20 protein-coding genes and 1 pseudogene are annotated in these 16,819 nt (G+C 66.7%); 7 read left to right on the top strand and 14 right to left on the bottom strand.

Annotated features, from left to right (window positions below; translation table 11 throughout):
- Nucleotide 1: 1 nt before the first annotated feature.
- Together FBY36_RS14570 and FBY36_RS14565 are read right to left on the bottom strand one after the other, a co-directional pair.
- The gene (locus FBY36_RS14570; protein ID WP_142120492.1) at nt 2-625 is read right to left on the bottom strand and encodes an FMN-binding negative transcriptional regulator; all 624 of its coding nucleotides are present in this window, start codon (nt 623-625) and stop codon (nt 2-4) included.
- Between the two features lie 17 nt (nt 626-642).
- A complete protein-coding gene (locus FBY36_RS14565; protein WP_142120490.1) occupies nt 643-1,572 on the bottom strand; it encodes a DMT family transporter in 930 nt (309 codons plus the stop codon).
- On the opposite strand from FBY36_RS14565, the gene FBY36_RS14560 reads away from it, so the two are divergent.
- Both FBY36_RS14560 and FBY36_RS14555 read left to right on the top strand, forming a co-directional pair.
- The gene (locus tag FBY36_RS14560) at nt 1,571-2,980 is read left to right on the top strand and encodes an aminotransferase-like domain-containing protein (RefSeq protein WP_142120488.1); all 1,410 of its coding nucleotides are present in this window, start codon (nt 1,571-1,573) and stop codon (nt 2,978-2,980) included. The genes FBY36_RS14565 and FBY36_RS14560 overlap by 2 nt on opposite strands.
- 246 nt (nt 2,981-3,226) lie before the next feature.
- The gene (locus FBY36_RS14555; RefSeq protein ID WP_235008852.1) at nt 3,227-4,018 is read left to right on the top strand and encodes a hypothetical protein; all 792 of its coding nucleotides are present in this window, start codon (nt 3,227-3,229) and stop codon (nt 4,016-4,018) included.
- A gap of 2 nt (nt 4,019-4,020) precedes the next feature.
- On the opposite strand, the gene FBY36_RS14550 is transcribed toward FBY36_RS14555, so the two are convergent.
- The 3 genes from FBY36_RS14550 to FBY36_RS14540 all read right to left on the bottom strand — a co-directional run bounded on the left by FBY36_RS14550 (nt 4,021) and on the right by FBY36_RS14540 (nt 6,945).
- A complete protein-coding gene (locus FBY36_RS14550) occupies nt 4,021-4,845 on the bottom strand; it encodes an SDR family NAD(P)-dependent oxidoreductase (protein WP_142120486.1) in 825 nt (274 codons plus the stop codon).
- A gap of 114 nt (nt 4,846-4,959) precedes the next feature.
- Nucleotides 4,960-6,363, bottom strand: a complete 1,404-nt coding sequence (locus tag FBY36_RS14545) for a GntP family permease (RefSeq protein ID WP_142120484.1) — start codon at nt 6,361-6,363, stop codon at nt 4,960-4,962.
- A gap of 36 nt (nt 6,364-6,399) precedes the next feature.
- A complete protein-coding gene (locus FBY36_RS14540; RefSeq protein WP_142120482.1) occupies nt 6,400-6,945 on the bottom strand; it encodes a gluconokinase in 546 nt (181 codons plus the stop codon).
- Nucleotides 6,946-7,136: 191 nt separating this feature from the next.
- Between FBY36_RS14540 and FBY36_RS14535 the strand changes: the two genes are divergently transcribed.
- Nucleotides 7,137-7,871 carry a FadR/GntR family transcriptional regulator gene (locus FBY36_RS14535; RefSeq protein ID WP_200830503.1) on the top strand — a complete coding sequence of 245 codons (735 nt, stop codon included), beginning with the start codon at nt 7,137-7,139 and terminating at the stop codon, nt 7,869-7,871.
- A 71-nt stretch (nt 7,872-7,942) separates the two neighbouring features.
- On the opposite strand, the gene FBY36_RS14530 is transcribed toward FBY36_RS14535, so the two are convergent.
- The 8 genes from FBY36_RS14530 to FBY36_RS14495 all read right to left on the bottom strand — a co-directional run bounded on the left by FBY36_RS14530 (nt 7,943) and on the right by FBY36_RS14495 (nt 13,475).
- Nucleotides 7,943-8,815: a plastocyanin/azurin family copper-binding protein gene (locus tag FBY36_RS14530; protein ID WP_235008851.1), complete on the bottom strand. Its 873-nt coding sequence runs from the start codon at nt 8,813-8,815 to the stop codon at nt 7,943-7,945.
- A 388-nt stretch (nt 8,816-9,203) separates the two neighbouring features.
- Complete coding sequence (locus FBY36_RS14525; protein WP_142120478.1) at nt 9,204-9,968, bottom strand: hypothetical protein; 765 nt, start codon at nt 9,966-9,968, stop codon at nt 9,204-9,206.
- Between the two features lie 2 nt (nt 9,969-9,970).
- The gene (locus FBY36_RS14520) at nt 9,971-10,483 is read right to left on the bottom strand and encodes a plasmid pRiA4b ORF-3 family protein (RefSeq protein WP_142120476.1); all 513 of its coding nucleotides are present in this window, start codon (nt 10,481-10,483) and stop codon (nt 9,971-9,973) included.
- 125 nt (nt 10,484-10,608) lie between these two features.
- Nucleotides 10,609-10,812 carry a cold-shock protein gene (locus FBY36_RS14515; protein ID WP_015936345.1) on the bottom strand — a complete coding sequence of 68 codons (204 nt, stop codon included), beginning with the start codon at nt 10,810-10,812 and terminating at the stop codon, nt 10,609-10,611.
- A 201-nt stretch (nt 10,813-11,013) separates the two neighbouring features.
- The gene (locus FBY36_RS14510) at nt 11,014-11,361 is read right to left on the bottom strand and encodes a PRC-barrel domain-containing protein (RefSeq protein WP_142120474.1); all 348 of its coding nucleotides are present in this window, start codon (nt 11,359-11,361) and stop codon (nt 11,014-11,016) included.
- Entirely contained in the window at nt 11,348-11,758 is a 411-nt protein-coding gene (locus tag FBY36_RS14505; protein WP_142120472.1) for a hypothetical protein, read from the bottom strand. Before FBY36_RS14505 ends, FBY36_RS14510 begins: the two co-directional genes overlap by 14 nt.
- Nucleotides 11,755-12,981 (bottom strand): NRAMP family divalent metal transporter, encoded by a 1,227-nt coding sequence (locus FBY36_RS14500; RefSeq protein ID WP_142120470.1) that lies wholly within the window; start codon nt 12,979-12,981, stop codon nt 11,755-11,757. Before FBY36_RS14500 ends, FBY36_RS14505 begins: the two co-directional genes overlap by 4 nt.
- Nucleotides 12,978-13,475 carry a hypothetical protein gene (locus FBY36_RS14495; protein WP_142120468.1) on the bottom strand — a complete coding sequence of 166 codons (498 nt, stop codon included), beginning with the start codon at nt 13,473-13,475 and terminating at the stop codon, nt 12,978-12,980. The genes FBY36_RS14500 and FBY36_RS14495 overlap by 4 nt, the downstream gene beginning before the upstream one ends.
- Before the next feature lie 236 nt (nt 13,476-13,711).
- Here FBY36_RS14495 and FBY36_RS14490 point away from each other — a divergent pair, with 236 nt between their 5' ends.
- The 4 genes and pseudogenes from FBY36_RS14490 to FBY36_RS20880 all read left to right on the top strand — a co-directional run bounded on the left by FBY36_RS14490 (nt 13,712) and on the right by FBY36_RS20880 (nt 16,028).
- Nucleotides 13,712-14,116, top strand: coding sequence for a TfoX/Sxy family protein (locus FBY36_RS14490; RefSeq protein WP_142120466.1), 405 nt, complete (start codon nt 13,712-13,714; stop codon nt 14,114-14,116).
- An 18-nt stretch (nt 14,117-14,134) separates the two neighbouring features.
- Complete coding sequence (locus FBY36_RS14485; RefSeq protein WP_142122651.1) at nt 14,135-14,908, top strand: alpha/beta fold hydrolase; 774 nt, start codon at nt 14,135-14,137, stop codon at nt 14,906-14,908.
- A 42-nt stretch (nt 14,909-14,950) separates the two neighbouring features.
- Nucleotides 14,951-15,469: pseudogene (locus tag FBY36_RS20885) on the top strand (tellurite resistance/C4-dicarboxylate transporter family protein); the annotation flags it as partial.
- 79 nt (nt 15,470-15,548) lie between these two features.
- The gene (locus tag FBY36_RS20880) at nt 15,549-16,028 is read left to right on the top strand and encodes a hypothetical protein (protein WP_235008850.1); all 480 of its coding nucleotides are present in this window, start codon (nt 15,549-15,551) and stop codon (nt 16,026-16,028) included.
- A gap of 9 nt (nt 16,029-16,037) precedes the next feature.
- On the opposite strand, the gene FBY36_RS14475 is transcribed toward FBY36_RS20880, so the two are convergent.
- On the bottom strand, nt 16,038-16,745 hold the full coding sequence (locus FBY36_RS14475; RefSeq protein ID WP_142120464.1) for a hypothetical protein: 708 nt from the start codon (nt 16,743-16,745) through the stop codon (nt 16,038-16,040).
- Nucleotides 16,746-16,819 lie beyond the last annotated feature (74 nt).

Raw genomic sequence — 16,819 nt, 5'->3', positions numbered from 1 at the left:
CTCACCTGCCGCGCACACGTTCGACGGCGGCCGCGCCGGCTTCACGCCCGCCGACCCGGAGGCCCGCCGCCACTCCCCGGGCGTCGGCGTCGGAGCGGTTCTGGCTCAGTTTTTCCTTCGCCTCGATCCGGGTGATCACCAGTTCCACACCGACGATCGCCCGCAGCTGCCCGGCAATGAACTTCTCCGGCGCATCGTCCACGGCCCAGGGGTCCTCCCGGCCCTCCTCGTGCAGGCCGGTCAGATGCCGGACATGCCTGGCCAGCCAGCCGGCGTCGTCATGGACCACCAACTCCCCGTACGCGTGCGCGGTGCTGTAGTTCCAGGTGGGGACCACGCGGCCGTGCTCGGCCTTGGACGCGTACCACGACGGCGAGATGTAGTCGTCCGGGCCCTGGATGATGGCCAGCGCCTCGCCGGTTGGCGTGGCGGACCACTGCGGGTTGTTCCTTGCCATGTGGGCCTGCAGCGCGCCGTGCTCTCCCACCGCCGGGTTGAAGGCGAAGGGCAGCAGCGTTGCCAGCAGGCCCTGATCCGTCATGGTGACCAGGTTGGCCGCGCCGGGCGCCGTAAGGAGGTCTTGGACGGCCTGGGGGTCGGCGGCGAAGTGGGCGGGAATGTACATGGGGATTCCTTTCGTGGTTAAGGGGCAGGGTGGTTGAGCCGGACGCGGACCGCCGCGGCGGCGCAGAGGAGGACGGCAAGGGCGCCGATGAGGGTGGTCCAGGTGAGCGCTTCCCCCAGCAGGAGCGCGGCCCAGCAGATGCTGAGGACGGGCTGGAGCAGCTGGATCTGGCTCACCTGCGCCATGGGCCCGATGGCCAGTCCGCGGTACCAGGCGAAGAAGCCCAGGAACATGCTGACCACGGCGAGGTAGGCGAAGGCCGCCCACTGGACGGGCGTGGCCGACGGCGGCTGGTCCAGGACGGAGAGCACGGCCAGGACCAGCATGGCCGGGGCGGCAAGGACCAACGCCCAGGCGATGGTCTGCCAGGAGCCAAGCTGGCGCGCCAGCAGGCCACCCTCGGCGTACCCCACCGCGGCGCAGGCAACGGCGCCGAGCAGCAGGAGGTCGGCCCAGTGCAGGTGCCCCACACCGCCGGACTGCAGGAAGGCGAAGGAGACCGCCGCCAGCGAGCCGAGCGCCATCACGCCCCAGAAGACGGCCGGGGGCCGCTCGCCGGAGCGCAGGACCGCCACCGTTGCCGTGGCGGCCGGCAGGAGGGCGATCACCACGGCCCCGTGCCCCGCTGGGACTGCGGTAAGCGCGTAGGACGTCAACAGCGGAAAGCCGACGACGACGCCCGCGGCCACGAGCGCCAGGCGCAGCCAAGTGCGCGGTTGCGGCAGCCGCTGGCGGGTGATGGCAAGTGCTGCAACCGCAAGAACAGCGGCCACGACGGCCCGGCCGGAGCCGATGAACAGCGGCGGGATGCCGGCGACGGCCACGCGGGTGAAGGGAACGGTGAAGGAGAAGGCTGCCACGCCCAGCAGGCCCCACCCGATTCCGGTGGCTTTTCCCGGCAGTATCACTGGGCCGCTCAGGACAGTAGCGCTACTATGTTCTTTCATGAATAACGATAGCAGTTCGCGGATTGTCGCGGCACTCCGGAAATGGATCGCGGGCGCGGCTCCGGGAGCCCAACTGCCGTCCACCCGGCAGCTCGTGGCCGAGTACCAGGCCAGCCCGATCACAGTGCAGAAGGCGCTGCAGGCGTTGACGGCCCAAGGGCTGGTCGAAAGCCGGCCCGGGGTTGGGACGTTCGTCCGTGCCGTGCGCACGGCACGCCCCTCGGACTATGGCTGGCAAACGGCTGCGCTGAGGTCGCCGTCGTCCCCACTGCCGTCGTCGTCAGGCACCATGCGCAACGTTCCCGGCGATGCCATCTGGTTCCATTCCGGCTACCCGGACCGGGAACTGCTGCCGGAGCGGCTGGTCCGCGCCGCGCTGACGCGTGCTGCCCGTGGCGATGCCGCCCTGTCGCGGCCGCCGGCCGCCGGCATGCCCGAGCTGCAGCAATGGTTCGCGCAGGAACTGGGACTGGCCACCCCCGTGGGGATCACCCCTCCCACCCCGAATGACGTGGTGGTGCTGCCGGGAAGCCAGAGCGGGCTGAGCTCCATCTTCCGTGCGCTGGTGGGCGCGGGACAGCCCCTGCTTATTGAGTCGCCGTCGTACTGGGGCGCCATCCTTGCCGCCGCCCAGACCGGGGTGCGGGTGGTTCCGGTGCCCACCGGTCCGGACGGGCCTGACCCCGCGGACGTGGACCGCGCCTTTGCCGAGACCGGCGCCCGGGCGTTCTACGTGCAGCCCAACTATTCCAATCCCACCGGGGCGCAGTGGGAGGCAGGCCGTGGCGACGAGATCCTGGACGTGGCCCGCCGCCATGGCGCCTTCCTGGTGGAGGACGACTGGGCCCACGATTTCGGCATCACCTCGCACCCTGTTCCGCTGGCAACCCGGGACGATTCCGGGCACGTGGTGTACATCAGGTCCCTGACCAAGAGTGTTTCCACCGCCATCCGGATTGCCGCGGTGGTTGTCCGGGGACCGGCGCGGGAACGCATCCTGGGCCAGCGGGCCGCCGAGTCGATGTACGTCAGCGGGCTCCTGCAGGCCGCCGCGCTGGACGTGGTGACGCAGCCCGGGTGGCAGACGCACCTGCGAAGCCTCCGCCAGCAGCTCCAGTCACGCCGCGACCTGCTGGCCGCCAGCATCCGCGAACACGTCCCCCAGGCGCACATCGATGCCCTGCCCAAGGGCGGACTGAACCTGTGGCTGCGCCTCCCGGACGCCACGGACCTTCCGCGTCTGGTGCGCGACTGTGAGGATGCCGGGGTAATCATCGCCGCCGGCACGGAATGGTTCCCGGCCGAACCCGCCGGCGCCTTCATCCGGCTTAATTACTCGGGCCCGAATCCGGGCGCCTATCCAGAGGGTGCGCGGGTGATCGGCGAGGTGCTGGCGCGGCAGGGCTGAGGCCCACGGTGCCGTAAATGCGCGACTTTTACGCCTCCGCGGGAGCGGGCGCCCTTCTCTTCGGGGAGGGCTGACCGGAAAGTGCCGATAAGTGACGCAATCCGGTCATGGCGTGCAGGACAAAGCCGGAAGCTGCAGGGTTGGCGAAGGAATGCGTCAAGATTTGCGCTTCACCCGGTTCCGGCCACGCGGCCGTGGCTACGCTGGCCGTGCAATCCGCATCCAGCACACGCATTTGGGGGAACCATGCCTGAAATTCACAGCCCTTCCGCACCCCGCATCCGCCAGCAGGAAGACGCGCTGAGCGCCGGGTCTGCCTGGCGGAAGGGCACCAACAAAGCGCTGACCGCCGGGGCCTCTGCCGCCGTCGCGCTCCTGCTGGCAGGTTGCGGCGCACCCCAGGCCTCGCTGACCGCCGCTGCCGGCCCCGCCAGCGAAACTGCCACCGCAACACCTACGGCGGCACCCGTTGCCGATACGCCCTGCACCACCGCGAATGCGCAGCGGGTTTCCGCCGGCACCACCTATGTCTGTACCAAGGATGAATCCGGCAGGCTGGTGTGGCTGGACGCCGCGCAGTCCAAGCGGGTCACGGAGAAGCTGGCGGCCGCTGCCGCAGCGAAGGCAGCCGCGGACAAGGCAGCTGCAGATAAGGCGGCAGCAGATAAGGCGGCAGCCGACAAAGCCGCGGCGGACAAAGCTGCCGCTGACGCAGCCGCTGCAGAGGCCGCTGCCCGGCAGGCAGCCGAAGTAAAGGCCGCCCAGGAGGCTGCGGCAGCACAGGCCGCCGCTCAGAAAGCAGCGGCGGATGCGGCCGCAAGGGCCGCTGCGCCTCCGGCTCCCGTTGCGCCTGCCGTTCCGGGCACCAACCCGGGCTGCGACCCGAACTATTCAGGCTGCGTTCCCATCGCCTCCGATGTGGACTGCGCCGGGGGAAGCGGTAACGGGCCGGCTTACGTCCGCGGTCCCATCCAGGTTATTGGCAGCGACATCTATGGGCTGGACGCTGACCACGATGGCCTGGCCTGCGAGCGGTAGGGCTAGACGAACGCCTTGACCAGCTCTTCGCTCTTCTCCCACAGTCCGCGGGCCAGCTCGGCGTCGTACGCCTGCGGGTTGGCCTTTGCCAGGGCGCGCTTGGCGTAGTAGGCGCCGGAAATCCAGTCCGTGCCGGGAGTGCCGTTGATGAGCCAGAGCATGGTGTCGGCGCCCTGGTCGGGGCTGAGCATGAAGCGGTTCAGCAGGGTGGTGTACGCGTGCCGCCACGGGCTCCCCGACTCTGCCGCGAAGTTGGTGCGGACGACGCCGGGGTGGAACGCCGCCGTCGTAATTCCCTGGTCATGGAAGCGGCGGTGCAGCTCGGACGTGAAGAGGATGTTGGCCAGCTTGCCTGTGCCGTAGGCGCGGTTGGTGCTGTAGCCGTACTCGGCGGTGAGGTCGAACAGGTCAAGCTTGCCGAAGTTGTTGGCGGCGCTGGAGGTGTTGACCACCTTGGCCTTGCTTGCGGTGAGCGTGTCCATGAGGAGCGTGGTCAGCAGGAATGGCGCCAGGTGGTTGACCTGGAATGTCGATTCGTTGCCGTCCACGGTGAGTGTGCGCCTGCCCATGATGCCGCCGGCGTTGTTGGCCAACACATCGATCCGGGGGTACTTTTCCTCGAGTTTGGCGGCGAGTTCACGCACCTGCGCCAGGTCTGCGAAGTCGGCGAGGTAGAAGTCTGCACCGATCTCCCCCGCCAGGGTGCGGGTCTTTTCGGCGGAACGGCCGACGACGACCACCTGCTCCCCTGCCTTGGCCAGCGTCCGTGCGGCTGCCGCTCCAATGCCGTCGCTGGCGCCGGTGATCACGATGGTGCGAGGAGTCAAGGGGTGTCCTTTGCTTGGCGGGCGGCGCATAGGGAAAGCACGCCAAGGGGAACAACGACGGCGGGGCGGCCGGTGTTCCCACCAGCCGCCCCCGCCGCCACTGAGCGTGAAGCGTCAGCCCGCCACACCGGCCACCAGGAAGATGGCAGCGGCGATGGCGAAGCCCATCACGCCGATCAGGGTTTCCATCACGGTCCAGGTCTTCAGCGTGGTCTTGACGTCCATCCCGAAGAACCGGCCCACCAGCCAGAAGCCGGAGTCGTTGACGTGGGAGACCACCACGGATCCGGCGGCGACGGCGATCACCATGGCGGCAATCTGCATGCCGTTCAGGCCGCCCGCTGCCACGGCGGGGGCAATGAGGCCGGCGGTGGTTGTCAGGGCCACAGTGGCTGAGCCCTGGGCGATGCGCAGGATGGCGGAGATCAGGAATCCGGCCAGTATCAGCGGGATGCCCAGGTTGCCCAGGACATCCGCCAGCGCCTTGCCGATGCCGGAGGTGCGCAGGACGCCGCCGAACATGCCGCCGGCGCCGGTGATCAGGATGACCGAGCAGACCGGCCCCAGGGAGGATTCGAGCAGCTGCTCCAGGGCCCCGGCGTCGCGGCCGCGGCGGGTACCGAGCACGAACAGTGCCGCGAGCACGGCGATCAGCAGCGCCACGGGGGTTTCACCGATGGTGCGCAGGATCTGGAACCACTGTTCCTTCTTGACGACTTCATCCAGGGCGCCGGAGGAGGCCAGGGTGTTCAGTCCCGTGTTGAGGAAGATCAGCACCAGCGGCAGGAGCAGCAGCCCGATGATGGTGCGGAACCTCGGCGGGTGGGCCTCGGCGTCGGCACTGGCATGGCCCAGGATTTCGGGAACCGGGAGGACCAGCTTCCGGCCGGTGTACAGGCCGTACAGGTAGGCGGTGACGTACCAGGTGGGGATTGCGGTGATGAGGCCGGCGATCAGCACCAGGCCGATGTTGGCGTCGAAGAAGGCCGCGGCGGAGACCGGACCCGGGTGCGGCGGCAGGAAGATGTGCATCACCGAGAAGGCGCCGGCCGCGGGGAGCCCGTAGCGCAGCACTCCCCCGCCCAGGCGGTGGGCGACGGCGAAGACCACCGGCAGCATGACCACCAGGCCGGCGTCGAAGAAGATGGGGAAGCCAAAGATCAGCGAAGCCAGGCCCAGTGCGAACGGCGCGCGCTTTTCACCGAAGACGCCGATCAGGTAATCGGCCAGCACCTTGGCGCCGCCGCTGGTTTCCACGATCCGGCCCAGCATGGCGCCCAGGCCCACCAGCAGTGCCACCGTTCCCAGGGTGGTGCCGAAGCCGTTGACCAGGACCGGGACCACCTGGTTGGCGGGGATGCCGGTGGCGAAGGCGGTGGCGAGGCTGATGAGGATCAGGGCGATCAGGGCGTGCATCCGCAGCCGGATGATCAGGAACAGCAGCACAAGAATTGCCGCCGCGGCGATGAGCAGCAGGGGGCCTGCGCCCATTGTCTGGGTCCATCCTTCGATGGTCATGGTTCTCCTTTGAAACAGGGTTGGGGAATGGGAGGGTCAGGACGCTGTGGGCGCTTGGCCGGAGGGGAGGTTGAGGGCCCGCACGACGACGGCGACCAGCTCTTCGGGTGAGCGCGAGATGTCGAGGCGGAGGCTGCCTGCGTCCAGCTCTTCCTGGCTGAGTGGCTCAAGGGTTGCCAGCTGGCTGGGCAGCAGGGTGGGCGGCATGAAGTGGCCCACGCGCCCCTGCATCCGCTGGCTGATCAGGTCCGGACCGCCGTCGAGGTGGAGGAAGATGACCCGGCCTTCGGCGCCGGAGAGCAGCTCACGGTAGCCTCGCTTAAGCGCGGAGCAGGTGAGGACGGTGCTCTTGCCGGCAGCAGCCTGAGCGGTCATCCAGCTGCGGATCTCCTCAAGCCAGGGCCAGCGGTCCTCATCCTGGAGGGCAATGCCCTGGCTCATCTTGGTGATGTTCGCTTCCGGGTGGAATTCATCCGCTTCGGCACAGGCCCATCCCAACTGTTGGGACAAGGCAGCTGCCAGGGTGGATTTGCCGGAACCGGCGACGCCCATGACCACCAGGTGTGTGGCTGGATACTGCATGTCATACCTCCGGAGAAGACGTCTTTGGCTTTCGAAGAAGCTCACTGCGGCCCGGTGTTCATCAGGCCAAGCGATAAGGTATCACCTTTCTTGCTCAAAGATGCTATCTATTCGTGTCACAAGTCATACCTTTGTCGGTTTCCCCGCTATTCTGGAGAGGCGCAGCGGCGCGTAACGGAACGGGGAGAAGAATGTCGACGGCGACAGTCCAGGACGGCGATGAAGTGCACCACGGCGGTCCCTCCCCGGCGGCGCAGGGCCGCGTTATTGAGGCGGTGGGGGTTGCCATAGCTTCCGGGGAACTCGTCCCCGGCACCCGGCTCACCCTCGAAGGGCTGCAGCACGAGTACGGAATCTCGCGGACGGTTGCCCGGGACACCATGAAGGTCCTGGAATCGATGAACCTGGTCTACTCGCGGCGCCGCGTGGGCATTGTGGTGCAGGAACCCTCACTCTGGAACGTTTTCGACCCGAACCTGGTGCGCTGGCGGCTGGCCTCGGACCGGCGGGACCTGCAGTACAGCAGCCTCACCGAGCTGCGCATCGCCGTCGAACCCATCGCCGCCGCGGGCGCGGCACGCAGGGCCAGCGCCGCGGAGCGTGCACAACTGGTGTCCCTGGCCCACGACCTCCGCCGGTTGGGCGAGGCCGGCGACCTCCAGGCCTTCCTGGCCGCCGATATCGCTTTCCATCAGCTGCTGCTGCGAAGCTGCGGCAATGAAATGTTCCGCGCCCTGGAAGGGATGATCGCGGAGGTCCTGACCAGCCGGACCCGGCAGGGGCTCATGCCGTTCAAACCGCGGAGCGAGGCACTGCAGGCGCATGAGGCCGTTGCGACAGCCGTAGCCGGCGGCGATACCGCAGAGGCGGAACGGGCCATGCACCACATCCTCGATGAGGTGCGGGAGGCGATGGGGCTGCACTGACCCCTATCAAGACCTGCGAAAAGCAGACGGTCCGGTCGGGGCAACCGACCGGACCGCATGTGAATTCGGCGTCAGTCGACGACTTTCACCTTGCCCACCATGCCCATGTAGTCATGGAGTGCGCAGATGTACCTGAACGTTCCTTCGGTCTGGAACTTCACCTTGAAGACCGCCCCGGGAGGCATGAATCCAGAGTTGAGGTCACCGCCGGTGAAATTATCAGGCGTGCCGGATGGGGCGAAAATGTTCGCCGGCTCGGTACCAAACGTGACGGTATGGGGAGCGCCCATGCCTGTATTCGCGAAGGTCACCCAGTCGCCCACGTGGACCGTCACGGTCGGCTGGACGAAGCGCATGACCATCGCCACGCCGTCGTCACCGCCGGCGATGACCCTATGGTTCGTGGCGTCGTCAGCCAGCGAGGCGTCGAGCCGTTCGCCGTCGCGAATGATGGAATGCTCCTGCGCCGCTGATCTGCGATCGTAGTCCGCCTGGCTGTAGGGGTAGTCCGTCCCACGATCCCGTACATGGACTGCACCCTTCATCACCATGCCATGGACCAGGCAGTAGTAAGTGAAGTCACCTTTCCAGGGGAACGTCAGGCTGTAGTCCTTGACAGTCGGGAAGCCGGGCACGTCCACGTTGGCCATGATGCCCGAGTTGTAGTAGGACTTTCCGTCATAGTGATTCTTTCCGCGCTGTTGCAGCTCATCGTCATTGAACGGATCGAATGGTTGCAGCGACTGGCCCGACGCCAGGAACGTGACGGTATGGATTTCTGCGGAGTTGGCCCGCCAATGAATGGTGTCTCCCTCATTGATAAAAATCTCTGACGGGAGGAACGCCATGCCTTGGATCTCCTGGTCCCAGGATTCAGAGCCCACCTGCACCTGCCAGGTCCGGTGGTCCCCTCCGTCCGCCGATGCGGGGCCGGCTGCAGCCAAGGAGGCGAGTAGTGCAACAGCGAATGCGACAATGAATGCCAGTTTGTTGGATCTCGGTGTGTTTCCCCGATAGTGCTTCATAGCAATGCTTTCTTAAACGGCGATCTGATAAATGCCGATGTGCAGCTGTAGCCGATTTAACCCGTTGCATGTTTGGCCGAACCGGCCACTGTTTGTCGGAGTGAAGGTGCTGGCTGCCGATGCCGGGGAGCGCGGGCAGCCAGTGTCGGCCGATTTTCGGGCCGGACATGCACCACCCCAACTGGTGCCGCGCAAGTATCCATTTCGCCAGACACCGCCCACGGCGCTGGTGTGCATGCTAAAGGCGCGTGCACCTTCAACAGTGCTCCTGTAATTGGAACTTGTCGAGACGGCGCGGCTAAAGAAATTACTGTGCAACGCGCAGGCCCGCGGGTGGGAAAGTCCGGGCCCGGTCCAACACGTCCAGAAGGAATTTCACCCCGCCGTCGGTGAGCAGTAGCGGGCCCATGGAGTCCCGTGCGGGCTCCGTCAGGTGCAGGCACTCGAGCGTCCAGCGGACGGTGCGGTTGATGTCGGCAGCCCACTCCTCAGGTATCGGGTCCCCTGAGCGGGTGACCATGCCCGCCATCCGCAGGTCCTCGCCGATAATCTCTGCTTGGAACGCGTACGGCGGCTCGATGCCGGTAAGGTGCCAGTGCACCTGCAGCAGCGTCACCAGGTAAACACCCGGATGTTGCGGGTGGGTGATCTGGTCCACCACGTAGTCCCACAAGTCCTCCGGCCGCTCGAGTCCCCGCCGTCCACGCGGGGACAGGACCAGCCGGCCCTTTCGTTTGGACAGGAGTTTCCAGTCCATCAGGTGCTGGCGCAATTCAGCGACCTGGCGGGCATGCGTCTCACGGTTGCCCTTGCCCATGGCCGGGTGCGCCCAGCCAAGCTCCTCCATGGCCCGCTTCACCAGGGCCGGCTTGAGGTAACCGTCCTTGGTGAGCTCCACTCCATCGCCGGACGCTTCATGCAGGAGCCACCGGACCGGCCGGAGGACGCTGTCCCGCTCCCGATCCCCTAACGGCTGTGGCCACCACTGCAGGCTGAGCATCCGCAGCTTCCTGTTGGCGGCGTGCAGATCGAAGGCAGCGGGATCGAATCGGTGGCCGTACAACCCGGTCATGCCTAAGCCCAGGATGTAGCCTCCTGGTGCTCCGGATGCGATGAGTCCTGAACCGCTTCGACCAGTTGCCTATAACCGTGTGGGCCGCCTGAGTCCTCGATCGCCCCGCGCCGGGCACCCTCAACACACAACATCTCACCCGGCTGAAGCTCTGCTGTTCCCACGAGTTCCACACGGTGAATCCACGAATCCCCGAAGTCATAGTCGTAATCGAAAGACGTCCCTGGCTTCTGTGGATTAAGAAGTTCGGAGAGGACGACGCTGGACGCGGGCTCTGCGTGCAGGTCCTCCGTTTCGTCGTCGATCCCAACGATCCTGCGCTCACGGCCCGCAGAGTCTGTCCCGCGCACGCCGTAGAGATGGCGGTTCTCCCATCCAAAGGCTGCCTGCACGGCCAGGTGGAATTGGCCGATAGTCAGAGTTTCGGGGAGGTGCACGCGGCGCCAAATCAGCGGCTCGCTGTCCTCAATGCTGATTTGAAGGTCCAGACCCTGGACTGTTCCAGCTGTTGGCATGCTGACAATTCTGGCAGGGGCCACACCCGTGGGCGAACTGGCACAGCTGGGTTAAACAAAAGCAGGGCCTGCCGATGAACGGCAAGCCCTGCTTGGAAACCTAACGGTCCCGGAACTCTAGGAAATTAGAGAGCCTGGATGTTGGTGGCCTGGGGACCCTTGGGGCCCTGCTCGGTGTCGAAGGAAACCTTCTGGTTCTCTTCGAGGGAGCGGAAGCCGGAGGAGTTGATCGCGGAGTAGTGCGCGAAAACGTCCTGCGAGGAGTCGTCCGGGGAGATGAAGCCGAAGCCCTTTTCAGCGTTAAACCATTTGACGGTACCAGTAGCCATTATTTTTGTCCTTCGTGAAGGTGGAGGGAAAATCCCGACTTTCGGGCCCTCCGGCGTGGGGTGTTCAAAAACCGCTACTTCAGAAGAACACGGACTTTCGACCGCGCGTACTGCCTGAACTACCAACTGCATAAACACAACAACAGGATCAACACTACAGGAGATTCGCCCCACACCTAATTCCGCACCTGTCCAGCGCCACTAAACCTGCCCGCCGCCCTCCAGCATCGTGTTGTAACGGGTGAATCCGGGGCGGAGCCGGACCGAGCGCGGGCCCACCATCGCGATGTCCTCCCACAGCACCAGGAATGAGCCGCGGTGCCGCCAGCGCAGTATCCGGGCCAGCAGCCAGGGCCGGGTGAGGCCGTTCCGCTCGTACCCCAGGAACGACGCAACGCTATGCGGGCTGACCACCAACCCCAGCAGCCGCGGCTCCGCCATCAGCTGGTGCGGCGGCCCGTCCAGCACGAACCGGGCGTCGGCAACGCGGCCCAGCCGTCCGCCGTCGGCGTCGTGGACCGGCGTCCCCAGCAGGTCACCGAGGATCATGGCGGCCTCCCGGAATCCGCGCGATGATCTTGTCCCGCACCCACCGTTCCACCCAGCTGGCGTCCAGCAGTTCGCCGCTCACGCCAAGACGCACCACCACCTCCACTTCCGCCACGTCCTTCCATGGGATGCGGATCAGCCTGGACGACGGCGCCCTGCCGCCAAAGATGCGCGTGCCCAGCACCGCCCCGGTCAGCAGGGCCGTGATGACTGGCGGCGCCGTCCCCGGCTCAATCTCCACGTCCAAAGCAGGCCCGCTCACCTCGAGGTCATCCACGGTGGTGACCGGGACGCCGTCGTGGTCCAGGACCTGCCGGTCCATGAGGTGAAGCTGCGCGTCGAGGATGCGGCCGGCCACGCGCGGCACCGGCGGCAGCGGGGCTGACGGCGGTGTCATGAGCCGGCTCCTGTCACAATCATGAGCGGAATGGCGGCGAGCGAAGCCACCATGATGATCACCAGATAGACCATCCCCAGCACGTTGACCGCGCGCCCGTTCACGTGCTCGCGCATGTACTGGGGGTCGTTGGCCACGATGAGGACGGGCAGGTACGTCAGCGGCAGGGCAATGGCGGAGAACACCACGGAGTATTCGGTCACCTGCACCGGGTCCACGCCGGTAGCCAGGACCGCGATGCCGATCAGCAGGCAAACGATCATCGAAAGGTGGAATCGGGCGGCTTGCGCCGGCCGCCGGAACTTGCCCCAGGACCAGCCGAAGAACTGGGCCAGGGTGTAGCCGGACGAGAGGGTGGTCTCCAGGGCGGCGCCAAAGGTAGCGGCCACGAAGCCCACCAGCAGGATGGCCAGGCCCAGTTTCCCGGCCCCCTCCGCCACGGGGAGCACCACCTGGGACAGGGACGTAACGGAGATGCCGGCCGGCAGGAGCACCACCGTGGCGCACGCGGCGATGGCCACGGACAGCAGGCCGCCCAGCGGGAACCCCACCAGGACGTTGATCCGTTCCTGCACCAGGTCCTTCACGGTCCAGCCTTCCTCCACTGCGCCGGAGGAAAAGAAGAAAACTTCATAGGGAGTCATGGCTGCGCCAAACAGGGCAATGGCGTAGTAGCTGTATGTCCACAAGGTTTCCTGCTCCGGGACGGCAGGCATCAGCTGCCCCGCCAAGGCGCCCCAATCGGGCTTCAGCAGGAACAGCGCCACGATGAAGGTGATCAGTGACAGGCCCAGCAACCCCGTCACGTTTTCCATGATGGTGAACCGCACGCGCCAGATGACCAGCCACACGGCCAGTGCCGCTACAGGGATCCACAGAAGGTAATACAGACTGCTGGCCAGCTGCAGGGCAAGGGCAATGCCGCCCAACTCCGCGGTGACGGTCATCAGGTTGATCAGGAAGGACGCCGAGAGGTTGGCCAGCCCTGCCCGCGCGCCAAGGCGTTCGCGGATCACTTCGAAGGTGGCCCGCCCCGATGCCGCCGCCACCCGGCCGGACATGTTGGCGAACAGGCAGATGCCCACCACGCCGACGGCCACCACCCACACCATTGACATTCCGAAGCGGGAACCGACGACAGCGTTGGTCACCAAATCCCCAATGTCCACGAACCCGCCGATGGCAGTGAGGACCCCGAGCGCGACGCCGAGGAGCCGCTTCATTGGGACCCCACCGTGTCTTCGAGCTGCTTCAGGACGTCCTGCGCGTCCGCGAGCGCCTTGTCACCGTCGGAGAGCGAGGGGCTGCCGCCGTCGTTCGCTGCCAGGGCGGCACGCGCCGTGGCGAAACCCGCGGCGCACTGGTCCAGCACGTCCAGTGCCTGCTTCTGCACCACGCGCTCCTCCTGCGTTGCCGGTGAGAGCTTCAGGACACTGCTCCTGCTGGTCTCCACCTCCTTGAGGCCGTCGTCCAGGCTGGTGGCGGTGGCCGCTTGGGTGAGGTTGCCGTCCATGTCCTGGCGGAGGGCGATCCGCGCGGTGGCCACGGCGGAGGAGCTGTCCTTCACGGCCGTGGACACCGACCCGCCAACGCCGCCGCTGCAGCCCGTAAGCATGGCGAGCGCGGCGAGGGCCACGAGCGCGCCCCTGGCAGCGGGCCGGGCGGGGAAGGCGGCGGGCCGGGCGGGAATCTTTTCGGCCGGGGCGGAGTCCGGCATGTTCAGCACCGTTGCCTCCAGCCCCCGGAAACTCCCGGATCCATGCGACCTGGCGGGGCAGCCAAAAAATAGTTGCCTTGAGCTATATATAGCACTCCGCAGGGAAGTTTGACCTGCTCAGCCCGGGACTTTTGTGGCCTGCGCCATGGGCTCCACAGACCCTCGACCCCGCCTGCGAATAGGCATATCCTGCATCCAGATCCTGCGGAAATACCCTGCCACCGGGAGATGAAGCCATGGAGATGCCCAAGGCAAGCGAGGAAGACAAAGAACGGTTCCGGCGCGTGGTCCCTGACCATCCGGGGGTGGTGGTGAAGCCGATGTTCGGCAACCTCGGCGCGTTCATCAACGGCAACATGTTCGCCGGGCTGTTCGGGTCCACCATCGGCGTGAAGCTCTCCCCGGAGGACAAGGAGATGCTGGAGTCATCCGAGCGGACCGTGCCGTTCGGCCCGGCGGAGCGGCCCATGGGCGGATACACCGGGCTGCCGGAGGTCTGGAACGAAGAGGGCGACGGCGATGACACCCGGGCGCGGGCATGGGCCGAAAAGGCGCTGGGTTACATCGCGTCCCTGCCGCCCAAAGAGCCCAGGGAGCCCAAGGCAAGGACTGCCAGGACTGCCCGGGCGGCAGCGAAGTAGCCTGCGGAAGTGATTGCCATGGAACCGGTTCGGGTGATCCTGCTGCCGGGAAGTGTCCTTCCCGCCGGCCCTGCCTACGGCGGCCTGCTGGAGGCGCTGGGACCAGGAGTGGAAGCCGCTGCAAAGGACCTGGAGCTTTACGCAGGGGATGCACCGCCGCGGGACTGGAGCCTGGACACCGAGGCGGACGGCGTGCTCCGCGAGGCCGACCGGCGCGGCTGGGATACCTTCCACGTGGTGGGATACTCCGGCGGCGGCTCAGCCACCCTGGCCCTGACGGCATCGCACCCCGAACGGCTCCGCAGCCTGGCACTGCTCGAACCCGCATGGGCAGGCACCTGGGACTGGAGCCCAGGGCACAGGGCGCTGTGGAAGAAATATGACCAGTTGGACGGACTTCCGCCGGAGGAGTTCATCCGCGCCTTCATGCGGCTGGGCGTGAGGGACGACGTCGTCCTGCCGCCTCCGCCGCCCGGCCCGCCGCCGCCGTGGATGGCCAAGCGGCCGGCAGGGATCGGAGCGTTCATCAGGACCTTCACGTCGTACAACCTGGACCGGGACCGCCTGGCCTCCTTCGACCGTCCGGTGCTGTTCATCCTGGGCGGCAAAAGCAATCCTGATGACTACGCCGACAACGCCAGGCGCCTGGGCCAGGTCTTCCCTGACTTCCGGCTTGAGGTGTTTCCGGACCGCCACCATTTTGATCCGCCGCACCGGATCGAGCCGCAACGGGTTGCTGCGCTGCTCAGGGAGCACTGGGCAAAGGCCGAGAGCCGCCCCGGGGAACAGTAACCACACGCGCCTGTGCCGGATGCAGCGGCCTAAGCTGGGGGCATGGACACGGCCACTGACGCGCGGCACTCCTTCGCCTCCCGCGCGAACCAGGCGGTGCGGACGCTGACCCCCGGCTACTTCGCCCTCACCATGGCCAGCGGGATCATCTCCGTGGGGCTCGAACTCGAAGGGTTCCATGCCATATCCGTGGCGCTGCTGGTGGTGTGCGCGCTCTCCTACGTGGTGATTCTTGCGCTCAGCCTGCTCCGCCTGGCCAAATTCCCCGACGATATGCGCGGCGACTTCCTGGACCCCGGCCGGGCGTTCGGATTCTTCACCTTCATCGCCGGAACAAATGTGCTGGGGACGCGGCTTGGCATGGCGGGATCGCAGGGCACGACGGCGGTCCTTCTGTCGGTCGCGGTCCTCGCCTGGGTGGTGCTTGGCTACGTCGTGCCGTGGACCGCCGTGCTCGGCCGGTCCGAGCGCCCCGTGGTTAAGGATGCCAACGGCTCATGGTTCATCTGGTGCGTGGCCAGCCAGTCCGTGGCTGTCGCGGCGGCCTCCATCGAGCCGCTCGCCGCGCCGGACTGGCGCGCCGCCCTGGCGCTCGTCGCCGTCGTTGCCTGGTCGGTGGGGCCTCATCCTGTATGCCGCCGTGGGGATCTTCGTCTCGCTCCGGCTCATGACATATCCCATCCGGCCGGAGGATCTGCGCCCGCAGTACTTCGTGGCTATGGGCGCCATGGCCATCAGCGTCCTGGCGGGAGCGCGGATCGTGGAGATGGCCGGAGCCCCCATGGTCGATGCGACCCGCGGGCTGGTGGCAGGTGCCTCCGTGGTGTTCTGGTCCTTCGCATCGTGGCTATTGCCGGTACTCATCGCCGCCGGCTGGTGGCGGCACATGGTCCACCGGGTGCCGTTGTCCTACGAGCCGGGCCTGTGGAGCGTGATCTTCCCCCTCGGCATGTACGCGGTGGCCGGGATTTATCTGGGCCGCGCCGACCAGCTGCCGTTGGTGACAGCCATCGGCCGGGCGGAGCTGTGGCTGGCGCTCGCGGCATTCCTGGCTACCTTCGCCGGAATGTTCCTGCATTTGTGGGCCACGCTGCTGCGCCCCTCCAGCCAAGTACGGTAGGCGGCAGGCTCAGCCCGCCCGCGGACCGGTGCGGTGTGTCTTCTGCCGTCCGTCCCGGTGGGCGATATAGGCATAAACCATCAGGGTGATCCCGGCCGCGATCATGATGGCCGGGAAAGCAAAGTCCAGAGAAATGAACACCACCGTTGCCTGGAGGGCAAAGATCAACCCCATGACCGTGAGGACCGCCGCCGGGATCAGCGGCCACTTCATCCTTTCCGCGGGGTGGTCGGCAACGTGCCCGGCGCTGTGGACCGGGACCAGGGAAAGCAGGCCAAAGGTGGCCGCCAGGCCCAGGAAGAGGACCGCGGCGGTGGGCATGCCCTGCAGCTCCCGCGGAAGGGCCACGATGACCGCCAGCGTGAGCATGACGCCGGACGGGATCAGCGCCCACCAGTTGGTGCGTTCCCGCACGAACACCGCGGCGAAGCCGGCCCCCATGAAGAGGAACAGGAAGGCCGCGCCCCATGCCCCGCCCGTGAGCTGGGTGGCGGTGATGACGGCTGCCAGGCCCAGGAACACGGATCCAGGGATGGCCGCCCACCAGTTTTCCCGCCGCCGGACGAACAGGGACAGGAACAGAACCCCAATGGCCGCGAAGATCAGCGGCGCAACAATGGCGGCACTGTCCATGACACCCAGCCGGTCCAGCAGCAGAAGGGCACCGAGCCCAATGAGGACAATGCCTGCAATGATGCTTGCGTTCGCTGATTTCACCGTGTGCCTCCCGGTTCCGGCAGCCAACATGCGCGGGCTGCTTAAACCACGCTACGGGCGGGGACAAAGGGGAA

Origin of the sequence: Arthrobacter sp. SLBN-122, assembly GCF_006715165.1 — a bacterium.
Classification (GTDB): domain Bacteria; phylum Actinomycetota; class Actinomycetes; order Actinomycetales; family Micrococcaceae; genus Arthrobacter.
This window is presented reverse-complemented; position numbering and strand designations above follow the sequence as displayed.

Bases quoted from the DNA above. Each gene is read 5' to 3' on its own strand.
- FBY36_RS14570 (WP_142120492.1), bottom strand. From the start codon at position 625: ATGTACATTCCCGCCCACTTCGCCGCCGACCCCCAGGCCGTCCAAGAC.
- FBY36_RS14560 (WP_142120488.1), top strand. From the start codon at position 1,571: ATGAATAACGATAGCAGTTCGCGGATTGTCGCGGCACTCCGGAAATGG.
- FBY36_RS14565 (WP_142120490.1), bottom strand. From the start codon at position 1,572: ATGAAAGAACATAGTAGCGCTACTGTCCTGAGCGGCCCAGTGATACTG.
- FBY36_RS14555 (WP_235008852.1), top strand. From the start codon at position 3,227: ATGCCTGAAATTCACAGCCCTTCCGCACCCCGCATCCGCCAGCAGGAA.
- FBY36_RS14545 (WP_142120484.1), bottom strand. From the start codon at position 6,363: ATGACCATCGAAGGATGGACCCAGACAATGGGCGCAGGCCCCCTGCTG.
- FBY36_RS14540 (WP_142120482.1), bottom strand. From the start codon at position 6,945: ATGCAGTATCCAGCCACACACCTGGTGGTCATGGGCGTCGCCGGTTCC.
- FBY36_RS14535 (WP_200830503.1), top strand. From the start codon at position 7,137: ATGTCGACGGCGACAGTCCAGGACGGCGATGAAGTGCACCACGGCGGT.
- FBY36_RS14525 (WP_142120478.1), bottom strand. From the start codon at position 9,968: ATGACCGGGTTGTACGGCCACCGATTCGATCCCGCTGCCTTCGATCTG.
- FBY36_RS14520 (WP_142120476.1), bottom strand. From the start codon at position 10,483: ATGCCAACAGCTGGAACAGTCCAGGGTCTGGACCTTCAAATCAGCATT.
- FBY36_RS14515 (WP_015936345.1), bottom strand. From the start codon at position 10,812: ATGGCTACTGGTACCGTCAAATGGTTTAACGCTGAAAAGGGCTTCGGC.
- FBY36_RS14510 (WP_142120474.1), bottom strand. From the start codon at position 11,361: ATGATCCTCGGTGACCTGCTGGGGACGCCGGTCCACGACGCCGACGGC.
- FBY36_RS14505 (WP_142120472.1), bottom strand. From the start codon at position 11,758: ATGACACCGCCGTCAGCCCCGCTGCCGCCGGTGCCGCGCGTGGCCGGC.
- FBY36_RS14500 (WP_142120470.1), bottom strand. From the start codon at position 12,981: ATGAAGCGGCTCCTCGGCGTCGCGCTCGGGGTCCTCACTGCCATCGGC.
- FBY36_RS14495 (WP_142120468.1), bottom strand. From the start codon at position 13,475: ATGCCGGACTCCGCCCCGGCCGAAAAGATTCCCGCCCGGCCCGCCGCC.
- FBY36_RS14490 (WP_142120466.1), top strand. From the start codon at position 13,712: ATGGAGATGCCCAAGGCAAGCGAGGAAGACAAAGAACGGTTCCGGCGC.
- FBY36_RS14485 (WP_142122651.1), top strand. From the start codon at position 14,135: ATGGAACCGGTTCGGGTGATCCTGCTGCCGGGAAGTGTCCTTCCCGCC.